Genomic DNA, 21,459 nt, shown 5'->3' with positions numbered 1-21,459 from the left:
ATGACATCAGCGATTATAACAACACATAACTTAATTTGTGGTTATCAACAGAGTAAACCCTTAACTACTGCGATAAATATTACAATTCATACCAATGATATTATCGCTATTCTTGGCGTGAATGGCCGAGGAAAAAGTACTTTGCTTAATACGTTAATGGGAACGCTTAAGCCTTTAAGTGGCACTATTAACAATCCTCATTGTTGCAGCTTTGTCCCACAAAATTTTATGCCTAATATAGATTATAAAGTATGGGAAATTGTGGTAATGGGAAGTGCTAAAAAATGGGGATTATTTGGAAAACCCGATCGACACCTTTTACAGTTAGTTGAAGATAAGTTAGCCCAATTTGGATTAGCACATTATAGTCATCACCTATTTTCACAGCTTTCTGGCGGTCAAAAACAGTTAGTGCTTATTGCCCGTGCATTAATGAGTGAATCGAAAATTTTATTACTCGATGAGCCAACAAGTGCATTAGATTTACATAATCAACATAAAGTGTTAAACATTTTGTCCTCATTAGTACAGAAACAAAATTTAACTATTGTGTTTACAACGCATGATCCAGCTCATGCAATGAGTTTAGCTAATAAAGTATTATTACTTGATGAAACAGGTTATCAATATGGTCTCACCCAAACGTTATTAACCGAGACACAATTAACCCAGTTATATAACATCACAATGAAAAAAATAGTTTTTTCTGACTGCCAAACCATCATTCCTCTTTACACATTGAGTAATCATTATGACAACACTTAATATTTATGCAGCGGGAAGTTTACGTATTGCATTTCCTGCATTAGCTGAACTATTCAAACAAAGCTTTTCAACCGAAATTCATATAAAATTTGGACCGGCTGGATTACTATGTGAAAAACTATTGCAGAAAACGCCTGACGATAATATTCATTTATTTGCATCGGCTAACACGTTGCATCCTAAAACACTCATAGATCACGGAAAGGCTATATCTGATTATGTTTTTGCCCATAATCGCTTATGTGTCACTGTCAGAAATGAATCAAAATGGACATCAAGCGATATCATCAAATTATTATTACATCCTGAAACACGTATTGGGATGTCTACTCCGCAAAAAGATCCTTCTGGGGATTATACTTATCAGCTATTTGATAACATAGGTGCCAGTTATGCGGGTATGAATGAACAATTAAAACACCGCGCCAAACAATTAGTCGGGGGATCACTAGAGAGCAATATCCCTAAAGCGATGCATCCGGCTGAATATTTTTTATTAAACAATACCGTTGACGCCTATATTGGTTATGCTAATTATGCACAAACAATTTTACAAAATCCGAAATTAGCTATGATTAATTTGCCTGACAAGTTTAATCCTGCTATAGATTACAGTATTGCCTTACTTAAACCAGCTCATAAAATGGCGAAGTTATTTATTGGTTTTTTACTTAGTGAAAACGGTCAAAACTGCTTGATGGCTAACGGCTTTGGTAAAATAACGAACATAAAAACAAATTAACTACTTACATTAATTACAAAACGAGTTAGATAAGTTTCATATTCTTCTGATTTCGAACTGTATAACTATACTACTGTTATTTAGAGAAATAATAAAATGACAGAAAGGAGAGATACAGTTATGGGCATGATGCAGAAAATACAAGAAAATAAAATTTATATTGGTTCGTTACCCTTACCAATTTTTATTGTGTGCTCAATTATTGTTATCATTGCAGCCCAGTTGAACATGTTACCTAAAACATTAATTGGTGGTTTTGCGGTGATTTTACCCCTTGGATGGTGTTTAGGCACTATTGGGCAAAATATTCCCTTTTTTAAAAAATTTGGTGCACCAGCTATACTTTCCTTAATTGTGCCTTCAATCCTTGTATATTATGGCGTTTTTGATGAAAACACATTAGCCGCCACAAAAATGTTAATGAAGGATTCTAATTTCCTGCTGTTTTATATTGCGAGTTTAGTTTGTGGTAGTATTCTTGGTATGCATCGAGTCATTTTGATTCAAGGTTTTATTCGTATGATGATTCCTATGCTGCTTGGCATGTGCATCGCAGCTGTTGTTGGCGTTGCAGTTGCTGTCGCTTTTGGTGATACATGGGAACATGCATTTTTCTACACAGTATCCCCAGTGATGGCAGGCGGAATCGGTGAAGGTGTGTTACAGCTATCTAATGCTTATAGTAATATCCTTAATCAAAATTATGATTTCTTTGTGAGTGCATTAATCCCAGCAACCGTTGTAGGTAACTTTTTTGCTATTACTTTCACCGCTATTATGAGTCGAATCGGTGAGTTAAAACCACAGTTAAGTGGTCATGGTCAGTTAGTCAAAATTGAATTTGATGGACTTGCCGACGCATTAAAAGAAGATAAAACACCATTAGATGCTAGAGCCATGAGCGGTGCGATAATGATTTTAGCTACCTTATTTATTTTCGGTATGATTTTAGAAAAGATAACTCACTTCCCTGGACCAGTTTTAATGATCATTGCTACTGCAATAGTGAAATACTTCCGTTTGCTACCTGAAAGTGTAGAACGGGGTAGCCAGCAATGGTATAAGTTTATTTCTGGCAATTTTACCTTCCCATTAATGGCAGGATTAGGGTTGTTGTATATTGATTTAGGTAGTGTAGTCAATGTATTAACCGTGCCTTATTTTATAACCATCATTTCGGTTGTATTAACTGTTTCGATGACCGGTTTTGTATGTAGTTTCTTCCTAAAAATGTACCCTGTTGAAGCCTCGATTATTTCATCTTGTCAAAGTGGTATGGGGGGAACAGGCGATGTTGCGATACTTTCAACCGCTAATCGAATGAATCTAATGCCTTTTGCGCAAGTCGCAACGCGATTAGGAGGCGCATTAATGGTGATATGCACAACAGCACTATTAAGATATTTACATATGTAGTCGCAAAAAAGATGAGTTAAAATAATTAATAATTATCATGTTACATGATTAGGTTAACAGTTTAGATATCCAATTATCTAACCTCTTATAAAAAATTGATTGAGTATAATTAAAAAGGAATAATTATGACAACAGTGCAAGAAAAAGCCTTAGCTATCAGTAAACAAATGCATGGCAAATTTGAAATAAATGCTAAAGTCCCGGTTAACTCTATGTCGGATTTGAGTGTGGCTTATACCCCTGGAGTTGCTGCAGTGTGTACTGAAATTGCTAAAAATCCTGAATCAGTTTATGAGTATACCAGCAAACGCAATCTGGTTGCGGTTATAACTGATGGTTCAGCGGTATTAGGGCTAGGAAATATAGGACCTGAAGCAGCAATACCCGTCATGGAAGGCAAAGCGATATTATTCAAAAAATTTGCTAATGTTGATGCCATTCCATTATCACTCAATACGCAAGATCCTGATGAGTTAGTTAAGCATATTGCAGCATTAGCCCCATCTTTTGGCGGAATTAATCTTGAGGATATTAGCGCGCCAAGATGTTTTGAGATTGAGAAAAGATTGCAAGAAATATTAGATATCCCTGTTTTCCATGATGATCAACACGGCACAGCTATTGTTGTTTTAGCCGCGTTATATAATGCTTTAAAAGTGGCGGGTAAAACAATTGAATCGGCCAAAGTTGTTATTAACGGCGGTGGAGCTGCCGGTTTAGCTATTGCCGATATGCTTTTAGCTGCAGGTGTTACCGATCTAAAAATCGTCGATAAAATTGGCATTTTATCTGAAGATGATCAAAGCCTACCACCTCATCATTTAGCGATAGCCAAAAGAACAAATAAATCAAAACAAAAAGGTACACTTGAAGATGCAGTAAAAAATGCCGATGTTTTTATTGGCGTATCTGCACCTGGGGTTTTAAAAGCCGATTGGGTCAAAACCATGGCAGAAAAAGCAATTATTTTTGCAATGGCAAATCCGACACCCGAAATTTTTCCTGATGAAGCAAAAGCCGCTGGTGCTTACATTGTCGGAACAGGGCGCAGTGATTATCCGAATCAAATTAATAATGTACTGGCTTTTCCCGGCATCTTTAGAGGTGCGCTTGACGCGAGAGCCAAAAATATTACGTTAGCCATGCAGTTAGCAGCAGCTAAAGGTTTAGCTAACATTATTACGCCCGATAAATTATCTGTAGAGTGTATATTACCCAACGCTTTTGAGCCTAATGTCGCCAAAGTCGTAGCCGAAAGTGTGAAAAATGCGGCTAAAAGTGAATAAGTAATAGAGGATCAATAACTAAACTTAACAATCAAAACCTACTATCAAAATAATTGGGTAGTAGGTTTTCACCATTAATAAGTTAATATAATCAAACTATTAATGATTTAGCATGAATGATGAATATGAAGTATCTTTTTAATCGATTAACACTCAAAATTAAATTAATTAGCTTAATTTGTTTGGTATTTATACTATCGGTTATTGCCCAAAATATTTATATTGTACATGTTGTTAATGACGAATATTTAATGCATTCACGTCAAGGGGTTGAAAATATTGCTAATATCATCTCAACATCCGATGACATCATCCATAAAATGCAAACCCCAACACCAGAACATTTAGCCTCCATTCAAACTATTGCTGAACAAGCACGGATAATGACTCAAGTCGATTTTGTGGTTATTTTTAATATGCAAAGCATACGCCTTTCCCATCCAGATAAAAACAAAATTGGGCAACTTATTGTTGGCGGCGATGAGCAACCGGCATTAAAAGGCGAATCCTATTCATCCATTGCTAAAGGAACCCTAGGCGATTCAGTGCGTGCTTTTAGACCTATTTTCAATCAATTACACCAGCAAATTGGGGGGGTTCTAGTTGGACAAACGCTAAAAAAAATTAATCATTCAGCAGCCAAAACCAGCCAACCTATTTGGTTATCATTAGTCGCATCATTAATCATCGCCATTATCTTAGCGTCTTTACTTTCTCGAAACATAAAAAAAATATTATATGGACTCGAACCATTAGAGATGGCTCACTTATTTGAAGAACGAAATGCAATTATACGAACAGTTAAAGAAGGTATTGTGGTTGTTAATCGTGAAGGGCTGATAACTCAAATTAACGACGAAGCGAGAAGAATATTACGTTTACCAGATAGCAAAGATAATATTATCGGCTATCCAATTGCAAAGATTATTCCCAATACTCGATTGTGTGATGTCATGATGACAGGTATTCCTGAATATGATTGTGAACAAAACATCAATGGCGTTGTTATTTTAACTAACCGAACACCATTATTTGTAAAAGAATCACTTGTTGGCGCGATTGCCTCATTTAGGGATATGACAGAAGTACGACAATTAGCCGAAAACCTAACGGGGGTGAATCGTTATGCTGATGCATTACGTTCACAATCTCATGAATTTAATAATAAATTACATGTTATCTATGGGTTAGCCTTTAATGATAATAAACAAGAGTTAATCGATTATCTTGAAGAGATAATAGGTAACAAACAAGCCGAATCTAAGTTAATTAGTCAAACAATAAAAGATCCTATTATTGCGGGATTTTTAAATAGCAAATTTAGTCGAGCTCGTGAGCTCGGTATATCATTATCTTTAAATGTTAAAGGTGAATTAAAACTCATCCCGAATATCTCTGTGACCCACAGTTTAATTACCATTCTTGGCAATCTCATCGATAATGGATTAGATGCTATTCAATTTTTAGATGATAAACAGATCATTATTAATTTAGTGATAAGTCATGAAATTTTTGAAATTGAAGTCATTGATAATGGTGAAGGTATTGCACAAGAAGATATACAATATATCTTTAACAAAGGCTATTCAACCAAAGGAGATAACCGAGGTATAGGACTTTATTTAGTATTAGCTAGTCTTGATGAACTTGGTGGGCATATTCAATTGTGTGATCCAATTAATAAAAAAGGGGCTTGTTTTAAAGTATCATTACCACTTTGTGAACTTTATAGAGAGAAAGAGTAATGGTTGATGTATTGATTGTTGAAGACGATCCAATGGTGGCGGAGTTAAATAAAAAATACCTACAAAGGATGACAGGATTTCATTTAATTGCCAATGTGAGTAATGGCGAACAAGCACTCCATTTTATTCATGACAATCATATAGATCTTATCTTACTCGATGTCTTTATGCCTAAACTTAATGGGCTTGAGTTGTTACAACATATTCGTATCAGTTATCCACAAATTGATATTATTATGGTGACAGCAGCATGTAATACCAGTGATATCCAAACAGCATTACGTTTGGGCGTAATTGATTATATTGTCAAACCATTTACCTTTGAACGTTTAAGAACTGCACTTATTTCATATCAAGAACGAGTACGTTTATTGTCGTCATCAAAAATACTTAATCAACATCAATTAGACGATCGTATTTTTGCCAAACCATCGATAAACCATAAAGAGTTACCCAAAGGAATTGATAGCCAAACATTAAAAAAAGTCCGTGAAACTATTATTCACTATAATCATGAATTTTCGATGAGCGATATTGTCGAGTTAATACCATTATCGCGCATATCATTAAAAAAATATCTTGATTACTTAGAAGAACGTGAAGAGCTTGAAAGTCATTTGACCTACTTATCCATTGGTAGACCAGTAAAACGTTATACTTATCAGAATTAATTTGTGATTATTTTTAATTAACATATTGATTATAAAATAATAACAGTCAAGAAATAAAAATTATTGATTATTATTATTGATGGTTTATTATCCTCATTTTTAAAAGGATTTTTAGATAAACCATGAAACTCAAATCAATTTCTTTATTAATCATCACAGTATTTAGTGCCAATCAAGCACAAGCTTATAACTATGTCGCTTCTTCTGATGTCATTTTACCTTTTAACCAGATTAATGAACGTTATTTCATAACTAACAGTACTACTAATGCGGTTAATATTAACGTTTCTGACGGTTTGACTGTTAATAGTGATGGTTCATTTCACTTAGGTTTTAGTGGTAAAACCGATAGTGAAACAGCTTCACTTGCCGCAGGTGATATCAATATGAATATCAATGGTAACTTTCAAATTCATAATGATACATGGATTGGTAAATTTGATACAAAATTCTTTACTCAATATTTAGGGTTGCATAAAGATTATCCATATAACCCTATCAATCAAGACATTAACGTTCATGTAACAGGCGATATTAATGTTGAATTAGGTGCAGATAAAGAAAGAGGCGGACTCATGATTTTGGCTGGTAATGTCATGGGAACAGGCGTAAATACGACAGGTAAAACCACCGTAAAAGTAGATGGCGATACCAATATTCGAAGTGGCGATAATCATTTAGCCGGTACCGCTCTAGCACCAGCTAAGTTAATCACTCGTAGCTTTAATTTAACTGGTGGTGATATTGAAATCATCGGAGCAAAAACAGTACTAGAAACGACCAATAACGATATCAATAAGTCTTCTGTGACCATAGGTAAGACCGGTAAAATGATCATTATGCGAGGAGGGACTGTTGATGTCAGCCTTGGTGGTAATTTCAACGTGATTGATCAAGGTATTTTAAGTGCTAGCCGAGGTAATGGTTTTGTCAAACTGGCATCAAATGGACAGGTATATATCGGTAAAAATGCGACAATCGAATCCTCTAAAGGCTCTCTTTTCATTAGTGATCAAACTAACCGAACATCACAATTAAATATTGATGGCATTATTAGTTTTGGGGTTTCTGATACCAAACAGATTAATGAAATTAATGGTGATAATGTTAATGTTAATACAACAGCAAAATTTTCTGCAACAGATGACTTTTTAAAGAACGCATTTAAATATACCTCTTCTGAAGCTAATGCCACCGTATTATCAGCAAATAATTCTTTGAAAATTGCTAATATTCAAAATAATGAAACAAAAGCACTTATTCAAAACATTTATGGCGATCTGAACTTTAAATTAACAGGCAATGAGTTAAAATTTGTTAACGCGACTAATGTCACTGACTTTAGTAATGCCGCTCAAACAAAAGCTGCTGCTGATCGTCAAATTTCCCGTTATTATCAACAAGTCGGTACTAATTCAAAAAATGTAGCAAAACGATTTGCACAAAATGTAGCTAAAGTTTCGTATGAATCATTCTATAATCCGACTAATAAAGGCAGTGTTATTTCTGATAAATCGTTAGCTGGCGATTTAAACTGGGCAATATTAAGCGCAATAGGACGAGGTAATTTAGCTATTGAAAATCGTGGCACGAGTTTACAATTTAATCGCACCTTAGCTGGATTATATAATAATAATCAGGGTTTACACTTGTCTGAAATTGCACTTAACAACTTCAATTACACGAAATCAATCTTAGACAAACAAGTTGGACAATATTTTCAAAATAAAAAATTAGTCAATAATAATGATAATTTATGGATAAACCTTACCCATCATGATGAAAATACCGATAACCATGATGGTATTTCTGGTTATAAATACTCTTCTAACGGATTTATGATGGGATACGACAACGAGTTGCTAGATAACCTACTTGTAGGCTCAGCAATCGGTTATTCGTCAGGTGATTATAAAAATAAAGCAGCTTCATCCAATGATTCAGATATCAATAATTATCAAATTCAGCTTTATTCTACTTATAAATCACCAACAAATATCATTGCATCAACTTACGCCGGCTACTCTTATGGAAAAAACCGATTAAAAGCAGACGACAATCACAATACTATCAAAGAAAAATTCCATAGTAATACGTGGAATATTGGTGGTTCGATTGGTTATGACTGGCAAAGTACTGATCAATTAACATTAACACCTGCGATTGGTTTAACTTATGTGCATACTGAAAATAGCGCACATGATGTCAGTTATAACAGTATTGATTTAGTTAAATATGCTAAATCATCTAACTCATCATTATTGCTTCCTGTCGATTTAACAGCAAATTATTTAGTTTGGCAAAATCAGGATAGTCAATTATTGTTAACCGCAAAAACAGGTTATGCATTTAATTTGAGTAATGATAAATTTGATAGTGATATCACTATTAATGGCATTGATAATTTATCTAAAATGCGTGCCTACTCATCCAACCGTAGCAAAAATCAATATAACTTTGCTAGCGGCATCACCTATAAATATAATTTAGTTGATGTAAATATTAATTATCAATACTTTGGTGAGAGTAAAAGAAATTCAAATTATATTACGGCTCTTACAAAAATTAGTTTTTAATCACTGAAACTAACCAGACAAAGATGATGCTCTACTGTTTTTTCAAAAAAGAGCATCATCAAATCGACATAGCAATAATTCTCTATGCAGTGATCTCATCTAAAGAAAGATTAAAACTCGGTACAAAAACATCTAAAAAGTAATCCATTTCAGGGCTGCTTCGCTCAGATAAAGTTTTTTTAAGGCGCTGTTTTGCCAGTTTAAACTCGTTATTACCCGCACTTAACTCTTCAATTGTTTTAAGATATGCACATAAAGCATCAGCTTGTTTCACAATGCTTTTTTCTTCTTCAGTATAAAAATCATCATCAATTAGGCATCTAAAATCGTCTTGTAACTCTTTGGGTAACATATTAATGAGTTTATTTTGTGCTATTTTTTCAATTTTTTTATATTCAACCGTTATTTGTGGATTGTAATATTTGGTTGGTGTGGGTAAATCGCCCGTGATAACCTCTGATGCATCATGATACATAGCTAATAATGCAATTCGTTCAGGATTAACATCACCATTAAATCGTTTATTTTTAATAATAGCTAAAGCATGGGCAACAAAAGCCACTTGCAAACTGTGTTCAGATACATTTTCAGTTCTCACATTACGCATTAAAGGCCAGCGATTAATCAATTTTAATCGTGACAAATGAGCAAAAAAATGACTAGTATTCATAGGGAAAACTCTTTCTGATTTAAAAATAAAAAACGCTTCCATTACTGTATGGAAGCGCTTATTAGATAAATAAATGTATTTAAATTTTTAAGCTAAAACAAGTTGCTGCGTACCTAAAGCAAGTGGAACAGTTTGCTCTTCGGTAAAAGTGACATATTCCCACGCATCTTGTTTTGCTAATAAAGCTTGTAATAATTGATTATTTAAAGCATGACCAGATTTATAACAAACGACTTCGCCAATCATATTATGGCCACACATATATAAATCACCGATAGTATCGAGCATTTTATGACGAACAAATTCATCTTCAAAACGCAAGCCATCTTCGTTAAGGACTTTATAGTCATCAACCACAATTGCACAATCTAAACTACCACCTAAACACAAACCTTTTGATTGTAATGCTTCAATATCACGCATAAAACCAAATGTTCTTGCTCGGCTAATTTGACGAATAAATGATTCAGACGAAAAATCCAACTGATAACGTTGTGAACTACTATCAATTGCCGGATGATGAAAATCGATAGTAAAATCTAATCTAAACCCATTATATGGTCTAACTTCAGCCCATTTGTCACCATTTTCAACGCGAACAGTTTCTTTAACGCGTAAAAATCGTTTAAGTGCATTTTGCTCGGTAATACCTGCATCAAGCAGTAAATAAACAAACGGACTTGCACTACCATCCATAATTGGGATTTCAGGCGCATCAACTTCGATAATAATGTTATCGATGCCAAGACCTGCTAGCGCTGAGTTAATATGCTCAACAGTTGAGATACGAACGTTATCTTCATTCACTAAGCATGTACAAAGCATAGTATCACGCACTGATTTTGCATCCACCGGAAAATCAACATATGGATTCAAATCAGTACGACGATAAATAACACCTGTATTTTCAGGCGCAGGGCGTAACGTCAAAGTAACTTTTTTGCCGGTATGCAAACCAACACCTGTTGCTTGTATTGTCCTTTTTAATGTTCTTTGTTTCACTTTACACCTACTATTCTATTTGTTTCTATTGACATTAGACAATAAAAAACCAAATAAGTTCAACACTAATTCGCTTGCTTACGGATAAAAGCAGGAATATCTAAAATTTTATTTTCTTCAAGAGGAGAAATGCTTTGCTCATTAACCACTTTAGCTAATTTCTCTTCTTGATGTCCTAAATTACTGCTTTGACCAAATAGCGAGTTTTGTGAAATTGGTTTAGCAATTTTAACTTCTGGACGCTTATCCATACCAATGCCTGTTGCAACAACAGTAACTCGAATTTCATCTGACATATCAGGATCAAAAGTTGTCCCGACAACAACAGTGGCATTATCAGAAGCAAATGCTCTGACTGTACTACCCACTGTTTCGAATTCTTCTAAGCCAAGATCTAAACCGGCGGTAACATTAACTAAGACGCCGCGCGCACCAGATAAATCAATATCTTCTAATAATGGGCTAGAAATGGCCATTTCAGCAGCTTCTTCAGCTCGATTATCACCACTTGCACGACCTGATCCCATCATGGCATATCCCATTTCTGACATCACTGTTCTAACGTCGGCAAAGTCCACGTTGATATGACCAGGTTTAGTAATTAATTCTGCAATACCTTGTACCGCACCTTTTAATACACCATTTGCTGCCGCAAAAGCATCTAATAACTTAACGCCTCTACCCAATACTTTTAGTAATTTATCATTTGGTATAGTAATAAGTGAATCAACATGCTTAGCTAATTCAGCAATACCTTGCTCAGCAAAAGCCATACGCTTTTTACCTTCAAAACCAAATGGTTTTGTCACTACAGCAACGGTCAAAATACCTAACTCTTTAGCGATTTCAGCAACGACTGGGGCAGCACCTGTTCCTGTTCCACCACCCATTCCCGCTGCGATAAATACCATATCAGCGCCTTCAATAGCACTACGAATGACCTCACGATCTTCCTCGGCAGAATTTCTACCCACTTCAGGATTAGCACCAGCACCAAGTCCTTTGGTTACATTGGTACCGATTTGGATAGTTTGACCTACCTTAATTCTTTTTAATGCTTGTGCATCTGTATTTGCCGCAAAAAATTCTACACCTTCAATATGTTCAGCAATCATGTGTTCAACGGCGTTACCACCGCCACCACCAACACCAATAACTTTAATGACTGCTGCTGGTTCATCATCTGCAACCATAGGCTCAAACATAACTTATCTCCAATTATACGATCTTAGAACATTGTACAGATAACCGTCTACAATGTCCACGAAGTTCTTGAAATATATTAGCTAAAATTCTTTTTTAAACCAACCGGTCAAACGTTTAGCTATCCCTTTTAATGATGATTTGTCACTATCTTTGCCATCATCATTTAATAAACTCTGTTTCCCATAGTGTAATAACCCAACTGTCGTTGAACAATAAGGTTTTTGTACATAATCAGTTAGGCCCGAAATATTTAAAGGCTGACCTATACGCACTTGATTTTGAAAAACTTTTTCCGCACACTCAACCATACCTTTGATTTGAGCTGCACCACCAGTTAATACAATACCGGCTGCGAGTTGATATTTGACATTTTGTTTTTTTAGTTCGTCTTGTAGCGAAAGTAATTCTTTTTGAACTAAGGAAAGAAGTTCAGAATAACGAGGTTCTATGACATCAGCAAGTGTCTGTCTTTGTAAAGAACGAGATGGTCTACCGCCGACACTCGGTACATCGATGACTTCATCTTTACCAATTAATGAACCGACAGCACAACCATAGCGAATTTTAATATTTTCAGCATCCATTGGCGGGGCACCAAAGGCATAAGCGATATCGCTAGTAACAACATTTCCCGCATAAGGAATGACAACAGAATGACGTAAAGCACCACCTGTATACACCGTCACATCCATTGTACCGCCGCCCATATCAATAACACAGACGCCTAATTCCTTTTCATCATCAGTCAATACTGCATAACTCGATGCTAAGCCAGAAAAAATAAGCTGATCAACTTTTAAACCACAACGTTCAACCGCTTTTACAATGTTTCTGGCCATATCATTATGGCAAGTGACTAAATGCACTTTAGCTTTCATACGTACGCCAGACAAACCAATCGGATTTTTTATTCCTTCTTGTAAATCAATGGAATATTCTTGGGCAATAACATGTAAGATTCGATGTTCATCTAAAATTCTGACTGATTTTGCTGTATGCACCACATTTTCAACATCTTCGGCGGTCACTTCCTCATCGGCAATTGGCACCATACCAATTTCATTTTGACAACGAATATGTTTGCCAGAAAGACTTAAATAAACCGAAGATATTTGGCAATCTGCCATTAGCTCAGCTTGATCAACAGCACGTTGGATTGATTTCACCACAGATTCTAGATCGTTAACACCACCTTTATCAACGCCTTTTGATGGGCAGTGCCCTACACCAATGATATTAATAATACCATCGGGAAGAACCTCACCAACAAGAGCAAGTACTTTTGATGTACCAACTTCTAGTCCTACAACCAATTTTTTTTCTGTTGCTTTCATACTTCAGCCTTTATTTATTCCTTACTGCGCTATTTTTTCTCTTTGTACTGAAATACCATTTTCATAACGTAAATCAGCGACCGTTATTCTTTCATTTGTTGGTATTCTTGATTGTATTTCAGGAAATAATTTCATAAATAGTTGATAACGCTCTTCGATGTTTTCACTTCCTAACACCAATTTTATTTCCTGATCTTCAACACATATACCAGCAATACATTGTTTTACCATCAGTTGCCAAGCATTTCGCTCATCGGATATTGCCGCGTCAATCTTTAATGCCAACTGATTATTAGCCAGTTTTTTAGATAAATTATCTAATTTATAATATGTTTCGAGTACTGATTTTGCTTTACCTTCAGGTCCATATAGCCTTGGTAATTTTAAATCGTTAATACGATCCAAAGGTACACTAAATACAACGCCATTTTCATCAAGTAAAAATAAATCATTCCAATAAAATGCCGGTTTATACTCTTCGACATGAACAATCAATCGATCCGGCCACTGTTTTCGTACACTGGCATGCTTAACCCATGGAAAGCGCATGACTTCTTGCTGAATATCATCAACATCTTGTCCAATATAAGTATTTGGTAAACCTAAACCTAAAATCGCTTCCCGAAGGTCATTTTCCGTTGTATAAGTATGTTCTCCGCTCAATGTTAACTGAGACAATACCATTTGTTCTGGATCATCCATCCACTCTTTAATACTTTGCACAATCCAAGTGCTAATTAAAATAATCATAATAAAGAACAAAAATCCCATGAATTGTTCTGTATTACGAAAAATAAGCAGGCGCCTTTTTTTTCTTTCTTCTCGTCGATGTGCTGCTTGCCTAACTTGTTTCATAAAAATAGGGCCATTATATAGTTGCCAGTTTTAAAATTCGTGTAACTAGTTCACTAAATGACCAACCGTATTGCTTGGCTGCCATTGGCACTAAACTATGATCTGTCATACCTGGAGCGGTATTGACTTCAAGTAAATAAGGATTTTGATTATCGTCAAACATAATATCTACCCTTCCCCACCCTCGACATCCTACTGCTTTATAAGCATCAAGGGCCAATTTACGAATTTCCTGTTCTTTATTTTCGGGTAAACCGCTTGGGCAAAAGTATTGTGTTGAGTCAGATAGATACTTTGCATCATAATCATAAAATTTGGTAGCGGGTTTAATGTAAATTGCGGGTAAAACTTCTTCACCAACAATTGCTACTGTAAATTCCGGTCCAGATAAAAATGACTCAACCATCACCGCATCATCATATTGAAAAGCAACATCTATAGCATCTTTCAATTCAAAGATTTCATTAACTCTTGCCATCCCAACGCTTGATCCTTCATGAATTGGCTTTACAAATAGCGGTAAACCAAGTTGTTTAACAATAGACTCAACATCAACAGGTTGGGTTTTATTAACCATAACATAATTGGCAACCGGCAAATCCATTGCTTTCCAAATTAATTTGGTTTTTAATTTATCCATTGTCAGTGCAGATGACAACACATCACTGCCTGTATAAGGAATATTTTGATAAGTTAAAATGGCCTGAACAATACCATCTTCACCTCCACGTCCATGCAGTATGATGAAAGCTTTATTAAAACCTTGTTGCTTTAGATCCGTAATAGCATGGTCTTTAGTATCAATAAGATGGGCATCAATCCCACTGGCCAATAATCCGGCTAGCACTGCACGACCAGATTTAATCGACACTTCACGTTCCGCAGAGGTACCACCATATAATACAGCTACTTTATCGTTCATGATTATTATACCTCTTTTGAATATAATTGAGCACTGGCTAATTGTCGAGCAATACGACCTACACTACCAGCACCTTGTGTTAATAATAAATCCCCACCTTGCAATAATTCCTGCATAATCTCAGGTAGAAGATCTAAATCGGAAACATAAATCGGATCAACTTTACCGCGATTACGAATCGAACGACATAAAGATCGACTATCCGCTCCCGCAATGGGTTGCTCACCGGCGGAATAAACATCCAACATAACCAGCGCATCGACTTGAGAAAGAACTTGCGCAAAATCATCAAATAAATCCCGAGTTCGAGTATATCGATGGGGTTGAAACAACATGACTAATCGACGATCGGGCCAACCATTTCTTGCTGCCTGTATTGTTGCATTAACTTCACTTGGATGATGACCATAATCATCCACCATCATAATATCGCTGCCATTGACATGCGGGAAGACCCCCAATAAATCAAACCGTCTACTGGTGCCCGCAAATTTAGCTAAGGCATGAATAATTGACTCATCGTCAATACCATCTTCAGTGGCAGCAATAATTGCAGCAGCTGAATTTAACGCATTGTGTTTTCCTGGTGCATTTAATTCTATCTGTAAATCTTCATGATTTGGTCGGCACACCGTGTAATAGCTGATACCTTGTTCCTGACGATAATTTTTAATGACCACATCCGCTTCTTCACTAAATCCATAAGTGATAATTTTACGCCCGACAATAGGTAATAAATCACGATTAAATGGATCGTCATAACACATTATTGCTAAACCATAAAAAGGAAGATTACGTAAAAACGAGATAAATGTCTGTTTAAGATTTTCGACATTACCTTGATAAGTATCCATGTGATCAGGTTCAATATTGGTGACAATCGATACCATTGGTTGCAAATGAAGAAATGAAGCATCACTTTCATCTGCTTCGGCAATAAAATAACGGCTGCTACCTAATTGCGCATGTGTGCCAGCTGCTTTAACCAATCCCCCATTAACAAAAGTCGGGTCAAGTTTTGCTTCAGCATAGATAGCTGTAACCATGGCTGTTGTTGTGGTTTTACCGTGTGTACCGGCAATGGCTATACCATAGCGAAAACGCATTAGTTCGGCTAACATTTCTGCCCGTTGAATAACAGGAATACGCGCTTCACGCGCCGCAACAACTTCTATGTTATCTTGCGAAATAGCTGAAGATATCACAACAACACTTGAACCGAGTATATTTTCGGCCGCATGCCCAATAACAATTTTTGCACCTAATGTCTCTAAATGTTGTGTTACCGCGTTTTCAGCAATGTCCGAGCCACTAATTTGATAACCTTCATTAGCCAAAACTTCGGCAATTCCTCCCATGCCAGCGCCACCTATCCCAACAAAATGGATATGTTTGACACGTTTCATTTCGGGAATAATTGCTCTTAATTCAGCTAATTCCTTCGTATTCACAATCGAACTCCTAATTATACTGTTTTTATTTACGTGTTATGCCTTAACTTTATTGAGTATTCTATTATGCTTATTATTAATGAACTCAATAATTGATATGTCATAACGATATTATTAATCTTAAACATCTTAAGTAAGATGATTACATCACATTATATAAAAAATTAATCATTTTACTACTGAACACAAGGTTTGAGCCACTCTTTCTGTCGAATTCACAATGGCTAAACTTTTAGCCTTAACGGCCATATCTATTAACTCCGATCGATTTAAATTTTCAAGTAAATGAGAAAGCGATGCAACATTAAAATCGGGTTGCTCAATAATAGTTGCAGCACCAATATCGGCTAAAGATTTTGCATTCCAATATTGCTGGCGATCTTTATGCATAAATGGCACGAAAATCGCCCCTATACCGACCACTTCAATTTCACTTACTGTTAGTGCTCCACTTCGGCAAATGACAATATCCGCCCAATTATAAGCCTCGGCAACATCAGAAATAAATTCAGTAATTTTATTGTTTGTCATATCACAATCTTGATAAGACTGAGAAACTGATTCTAGCATTCCTTTTCCTGTTTGATGCCAAACTACATATTTATCGGACAATTTGGTTATCACTTTAGGCACAATATCATTAATCACTTTAGCACCTTGACTACCGCCCATTACTAATACTCGAATTGGACCTTGTCTATCTTTCAATCTTTCACTAGGATCAGCTAGTTGCAATAAATCATTGCGAACCGGATTACCCACTACTTCAGCATGGGGGAAAGCAGTAGGAAAAGCTTGAAGCACTTTAGTTGCAATTTTCGCTAACCATTTATTAGTTAAACCAGCAATACCATTTTGTTCATGTAATACAATAGGTATACCTAAAGTTTTAGCTGCAATTCCACCTGGACCTGATACATATCCCCCCATACCAAGCACTACATCAGGACGATAAGCTTTCAAAATTTTTCTTGCTTGCAAAACCGCTTTAACAATTTTATAAGGTGCTTTTAATAAAGCGCTTATTCCTTTTCCGCGTAAACCTGATATTTGGATAAAATCAATATCAATTCCATTTTCAGGAACTAAATGCGCTTCCATTCTATCTGCTGTACCAAGCCACCTAACTTGCCACCCTTGTTTCATCAAATAATGCGCAACGGCAATACCTGGAAATACATGACCGCCTGTGCCACCAGCCATCACTAATAATTTTTTCATTATTTTATTGACCTTATTCTTGCTTGTGCTTGTTTTTGTCTAAACTCATAGTCTATTCGCAGTAATATAGCAACAGCAATGCTCATTACAATAAGACTTGAACCACCGTAGCTAATAAATGGTAATGTTAACCCTTTAGTTGGTAACATGCCTGATGTTACGCCTATGTTAACGAAAGTTTGAAAACCAAACCAAATACCAATTTCACAAGCTAAATAACCTGAAAACTGCGAACCATCATTAAGTGCTCTATATCCAATAGCTAATGCTTTAAATGTTAGAAAAAATAACAACATCAATAAAGCAACAACCCCAAGATAACCATACTCCTCAGAAATAATAGAAAAAATAAAATCTGTATGACATTCGGGTAAATAGCCCAATTTAAGAATTGAATTGCCCATTCCTTGACCGGTAATACCACCACTACCAATGGCCATCAATGAAGCAACTAACTGATAGCCCGATCCTGTTGCGTCTTGCCAAGGATCGAGAAAGGTTAATAAACGGGTTAAACGATAAGCTTCATATAAAATCAAACATATCACAGCACCAACACCCGTCAACAAAATAGCAATAAATTGCCACAACTGAGCACCGGCAATAAATAAAATACCAATGGTTACCATAAACAGCACAATAACGGTACCTAAATCGGGTTGTTTTAAGAGTAGAATTGATAAAACAGCCATCACCACCATAGGTTTAAAAAATCCCCAAAAACGATTTTGCACTTCATCGGATTTGCGTGATAGATAGGCTGCTAGAAAAATAAATAAAGATAATTTGGCTAACTCAGCCGGTTGGAAGTTAAAAACACCTAATGGGATCCAACGTGATGCACCATTGATTGAAGAGCCTATGCCTAATACAATCACTAACATAATAATGGCAACAATTAAAAGAGCGGTACTAAATTGTTGCCAGCGCTGCATAGGAATATACAATGTTACAAACATTAAAAACAGGGACATAGCCAACTGAATTAATTCGCGCTGGGTATAGAAAAAAGGATTAGTTTCACTAAATGACATCGATGCCGATGTCACCATAATCAAACCAAAAATCATTAAACCAAACACTGTCCAGAGTAATGAATTATCAAACGGTATATTTGGATTTACCTGTTTTTTTATCCAAAAAAACGTCATTTTTCACTCCTTTGAGCATATTGCTTTGCCAGTTGAGCAAATTGATTACCTCGCTCAATATAATTTTTAAATTGATCTAAACTGGCGCACGCAGGGGAAAGCAATACCACATCATCCACCTTAACTTTATTCGCGATCAGTTGCATTGCATCTGCCATGGTTTCAGTCACAGTAGTTTTACTCGGTGCTAATTTTGCAAGTAATTGACGGTCTCGCCCAAAACAAAAAACCTCAATCTGGTTATTTTGTAAGTAAGGAATCAGAGGGGTAAAATCGGCAGATTTTCCATCACCACCTAATAGTAAATATAACTTTCCTTGGCACACTACACTATTTAACGCTGCCTCGGTGCTTCCAACATTGGTCGCTTTTGAATCATTAATCCATTTCACACCATTTTGTTGATATACCAATTCAAATCGGTGAGCTAAACCTTGAAAGGTTGCTATGGTTGCTAAACTTGACGTTCTGGAAATACCTAATCGATCACTAATAGCAAGCGCAGCCAACGCATTTAAATAATTATGACGCCCAATTAGTTTCATCTCTTTAGTCGATAAAACCACTTCATTTTGTGCAATTAAATGTTCACACTTATTATCTAAATGGTAATCGCCTTTATTTACCCCAAATGAGACACAATTTTGCTCATTAGACGCAGGTATTGTTAATTTATCATCGTGATTAAATACGCAATACTTTGCATTATGATAGATGCGTTGTTTAGCTTGAGCATATTGCATTAAACCTAGCGGATAGCGATCCATGTGATCTTCGGATATATTTAAAATCGTCGCTACAGTTGCTTGTAAACTAAAAGTTGTTTCTAATTGGAAGCTTGAAAGTTCAAGCACATACACATCAACATTTTGTTTTAAAAGTGATAATGCCGGCTCACCGATATTACCACCAACACCAACCTTAATACCTGATGATTTAACAATATCACCAACCAATGTTGTGACGGTTGTTTTACCATTGGCGCCGGTAATGGCAACTACTTGCTTATTGGCTTGCTTGTTAACCTCGCGGCAGAAAAGTTCTATATCGCCTATAATTTCAATACCTTGGTTTGCCGCTTGTTGTAATTGTGGCGTAGATAAAGCTATACCGGGACTTGCGATAATTAAATCAGCATCTAACAACCAATCAAGCTTTAGATCACCTAAATGGTATTCAATACGGCTGTCTAATAGTTCTAATCCTTGTGGCTTTAAACGTGTATCAATCACTTTTGGAATCACATTTTGAGCAAGAAAATAGTCCACACAAGAGAGCCCTGTGATGCCTAAGCCAATAATAACAACGTTTTTGCCCTGATAGCTAATCATGATTTAATCCTGATCTTATTAATTAACGTAATTTCAACGTTAATAACCCAATTAATACTAACATTAATGAAATAATCCAAAAACGAACAATCACCCGAGGTTCCGGCCAACCTTTAAGTTCATAATGATGATGTATTGGCGCCATTCTGAAAATTCTTTTACCTCGTAATTTATAAGAACCAACCTGTAAAATTACCGATAACGTTTCAATAACAAATATACCACCCATTATCAGTAATAAAAATTCTTGGCGTAATAATACTGAAATGATGCCAAACACACCACCTAACGCTAAAGACCCTACATCGCCCATAAATACCATAGCCGGATACGTGTTGAACCATAAAAAGCCAAGTCCAGCACCGACGATTGCAGTGCAAACAATCATGAGTTCTCCACTGAATTTAATATAGGGAATATGTAAATAAGCAGCAAAATTAACATTACCGGTAGCCCAAGATACTAAAGCAAAACCTGCTGCAACAAATACTGTTGGCATGATGGCAAGTCCATCAAGTCCATCCGTCAAATTAACCGCATTACCGGCACCAACGATGACCACATAGGTTAGCAAAATAAAGAATAATCCTAATTGTGGCATCACATCTTTGAAAAAAGGAACAACTAATACGGTTACCGCTGTATCTTTACCATAAGCATAAAGGCCGAACGCAACAATTAAGGCAATAACTGATTGCCAAAAGTATTTCCACCTAGCAATAAGGCCCGCTGTATTTTTACGAATAACTTTTAAATAATCGTCTGCAAAACCAACAATACCGTAACCAATTAAAACAAATAAGGTTACCCAGACATAAGGATTACGCAGATCTGCCCATAAAAAAACTGAAATCGAGATTGATGCCAAAATGAGGGTTCCTCCCATTGTTGGCGTCCCTTTTTTGCTTAAATGCGATTCGGGCCCATCATTACGAATGACTTGACCAATCTGCAATTTTTGAAGCCAATCAATGACCTTTTGCCCCATAATTAATGAAATAGCTAATGAAGTTAACAGCGCTAAGATGGCCCTGACCGTTAAATAAGAGATAACATTAAAAAAAGTAAAATATTTAACTAAATGTTCTGATATTAAAAACAACATAATTTTAATC

At 35.9% G+C, this 21,459-nt stretch carries 18 protein-coding genes; 7 read left to right on the top strand and 11 right to left on the bottom strand.

Going from position 1 to position 21,459, the window contains the following annotated elements:
• The 7 genes from J3U63_RS08005 to J3U63_RS07975 all read left to right on the top strand — a co-directional run bounded on the left by J3U63_RS08005 (position 1) and on the right by J3U63_RS07975 (position 9,201).
• Positions 1-765, top strand: a complete 765-nt coding sequence (locus J3U63_RS08005) for an ABC transporter ATP-binding protein (RefSeq protein ID WP_267343950.1) — start codon at positions 1-3, stop codon at positions 763-765.
• Positions 752-1,507 carry a molybdate ABC transporter substrate-binding protein gene (gene modA, locus J3U63_RS08000; protein ID WP_267347601.1) on the top strand — a complete coding sequence of 252 codons (756 nt, stop codon included), beginning with the start codon at positions 752-754 and terminating at the stop codon, positions 1,505-1,507. Before J3U63_RS08005 ends, modA begins: the two co-directional genes overlap by 14 nt.
• A gap of 96 nt (positions 1,508-1,603) precedes the next feature.
• Entirely contained in the window at positions 1,604-2,923 is a 1,320-nt protein-coding gene (locus tag J3U63_RS07995) for a 2-hydroxycarboxylate transporter family protein (protein WP_267371202.1), read from the top strand.
• A 125-nt stretch (positions 2,924-3,048) separates the two neighbouring features.
• Positions 3,049-4,209 carry an NAD(P)-dependent malic enzyme gene (locus J3U63_RS07990; protein WP_267366793.1) on the top strand — a complete coding sequence of 387 codons (1,161 nt, stop codon included), beginning with the start codon at positions 3,049-3,051 and terminating at the stop codon, positions 4,207-4,209.
• Between the two features lie 125 nt (positions 4,210-4,334).
• On the top strand, positions 4,335-5,954 hold the full coding sequence (gene dcuS / locus J3U63_RS07985; RefSeq protein ID WP_267333538.1) for a DcuS/MalK family sensor histidine kinase: 1,620 nt from the start codon (positions 4,335-4,337) through the stop codon (positions 5,952-5,954).
• On the top strand, positions 5,954-6,625 hold the full coding sequence (locus J3U63_RS07980; RefSeq protein WP_267333539.1) for a response regulator: 672 nt from the start codon (positions 5,954-5,956) through the stop codon (positions 6,623-6,625). The genes dcuS and J3U63_RS07980 overlap by 1 nt, the downstream gene beginning before the upstream one ends.
• 122 nt (positions 6,626-6,747) lie before the next feature.
• A complete protein-coding gene (locus J3U63_RS07975; protein ID WP_267343953.1) occupies positions 6,748-9,201 on the top strand; it encodes an autotransporter outer membrane beta-barrel domain-containing protein in 2,454 nt (817 codons plus the stop codon).
• An 82-nt stretch (positions 9,202-9,283) separates the two neighbouring features.
• Here the strand turns inward: J3U63_RS07975 and yfbR are convergent, their stop codons facing one another.
• The 11 genes from yfbR to mraY all read right to left on the bottom strand — a co-directional run bounded on the left by yfbR (position 9,284) and on the right by mraY (position 21,449).
• Positions 9,284-9,871, bottom strand: a complete 588-nt coding sequence (yfbR, locus tag J3U63_RS07970; protein ID WP_267343954.1) for a 5'-deoxynucleotidase — start codon at positions 9,869-9,871, stop codon at positions 9,284-9,286.
• An 87-nt stretch (positions 9,872-9,958) separates the two neighbouring features.
• Entirely contained in the window at positions 9,959-10,873 is a 915-nt protein-coding gene (gene lpxC, locus J3U63_RS07965; protein ID WP_065633869.1) for a UDP-3-O-acyl-N-acetylglucosamine deacetylase, read from the bottom strand.
• A 65-nt stretch (positions 10,874-10,938) separates the two neighbouring features.
• Positions 10,939-12,066, bottom strand: coding sequence for a cell division protein FtsZ (gene ftsZ, locus J3U63_RS07960; protein WP_416379582.1), 1,128 nt, complete (start codon positions 12,064-12,066; stop codon positions 10,939-10,941).
• 93 nt (positions 12,067-12,159) lie between these two features.
• The gene (gene ftsA, locus J3U63_RS07955; protein WP_267333542.1) at positions 12,160-13,413 is read right to left on the bottom strand and encodes a cell division protein FtsA; all 1,254 of its coding nucleotides are present in this window, start codon (positions 13,411-13,413) and stop codon (positions 12,160-12,162) included.
• A gap of 21 nt (positions 13,414-13,434) precedes the next feature.
• Complete coding sequence (locus J3U63_RS07950; RefSeq protein WP_267333543.1) at positions 13,435-14,268, bottom strand: FtsQ-type POTRA domain-containing protein; 834 nt, start codon at positions 14,266-14,268, stop codon at positions 13,435-13,437.
• A 13-nt stretch (positions 14,269-14,281) separates the two neighbouring features.
• Complete coding sequence (locus tag J3U63_RS07945) at positions 14,282-15,190, bottom strand: D-alanine--D-alanine ligase (RefSeq protein ID WP_267371200.1); 909 nt, start codon at positions 15,188-15,190, stop codon at positions 14,282-14,284.
• Positions 15,191-15,195: 5 nt separating this feature from the next.
• A complete protein-coding gene (gene murC, locus J3U63_RS07940; RefSeq protein ID WP_065798417.1) occupies positions 15,196-16,641 on the bottom strand; it encodes a UDP-N-acetylmuramate--L-alanine ligase in 1,446 nt (481 codons plus the stop codon).
• A 168-nt stretch (positions 16,642-16,809) separates the two neighbouring features.
• Positions 16,810-17,862 carry an undecaprenyldiphospho-muramoylpentapeptide beta-N-acetylglucosaminyltransferase gene (gene murG / locus J3U63_RS07935; RefSeq protein ID WP_267343955.1) on the bottom strand — a complete coding sequence of 351 codons (1,053 nt, stop codon included), beginning with the start codon at positions 17,860-17,862 and terminating at the stop codon, positions 16,810-16,812.
• Positions 17,862-19,013 carry a cell division protein FtsW gene (gene ftsW, locus J3U63_RS07930; RefSeq protein ID WP_267333545.1) on the bottom strand — a complete coding sequence of 384 codons (1,152 nt, stop codon included), beginning with the start codon at positions 19,011-19,013 and terminating at the stop codon, positions 17,862-17,864. Before ftsW ends, murG begins: the two co-directional genes overlap by 1 nt.
• Positions 19,010-20,344, bottom strand: coding sequence for a UDP-N-acetylmuramoyl-L-alanine--D-glutamate ligase (gene murD, locus J3U63_RS07925; protein WP_267347594.1), 1,335 nt, complete (start codon positions 20,342-20,344; stop codon positions 19,010-19,012). The genes ftsW and murD overlap by 4 nt, the downstream gene beginning before the upstream one ends.
• A 22-nt stretch (positions 20,345-20,366) precedes the next feature.
• Positions 20,367-21,449 (bottom strand): phospho-N-acetylmuramoyl-pentapeptide-transferase, encoded by a 1,083-nt coding sequence (gene mraY / locus J3U63_RS07920; protein ID WP_267333547.1) that lies wholly within the window; start codon positions 21,447-21,449, stop codon positions 20,367-20,369.
• Between the last annotated feature and the right edge of the window lie 10 nt (positions 21,450-21,459).

Source organism: Gilliamella sp. B2838 (assembly GCF_026536185.1).
GTDB lineage: Bacteria > Pseudomonadota > Gammaproteobacteria > Enterobacterales > Orbaceae > Gilliamella.
Note: the sequence above shows the minus strand (reverse complement) of the source record. Positions and strands in the feature narration are given on the sequence as shown.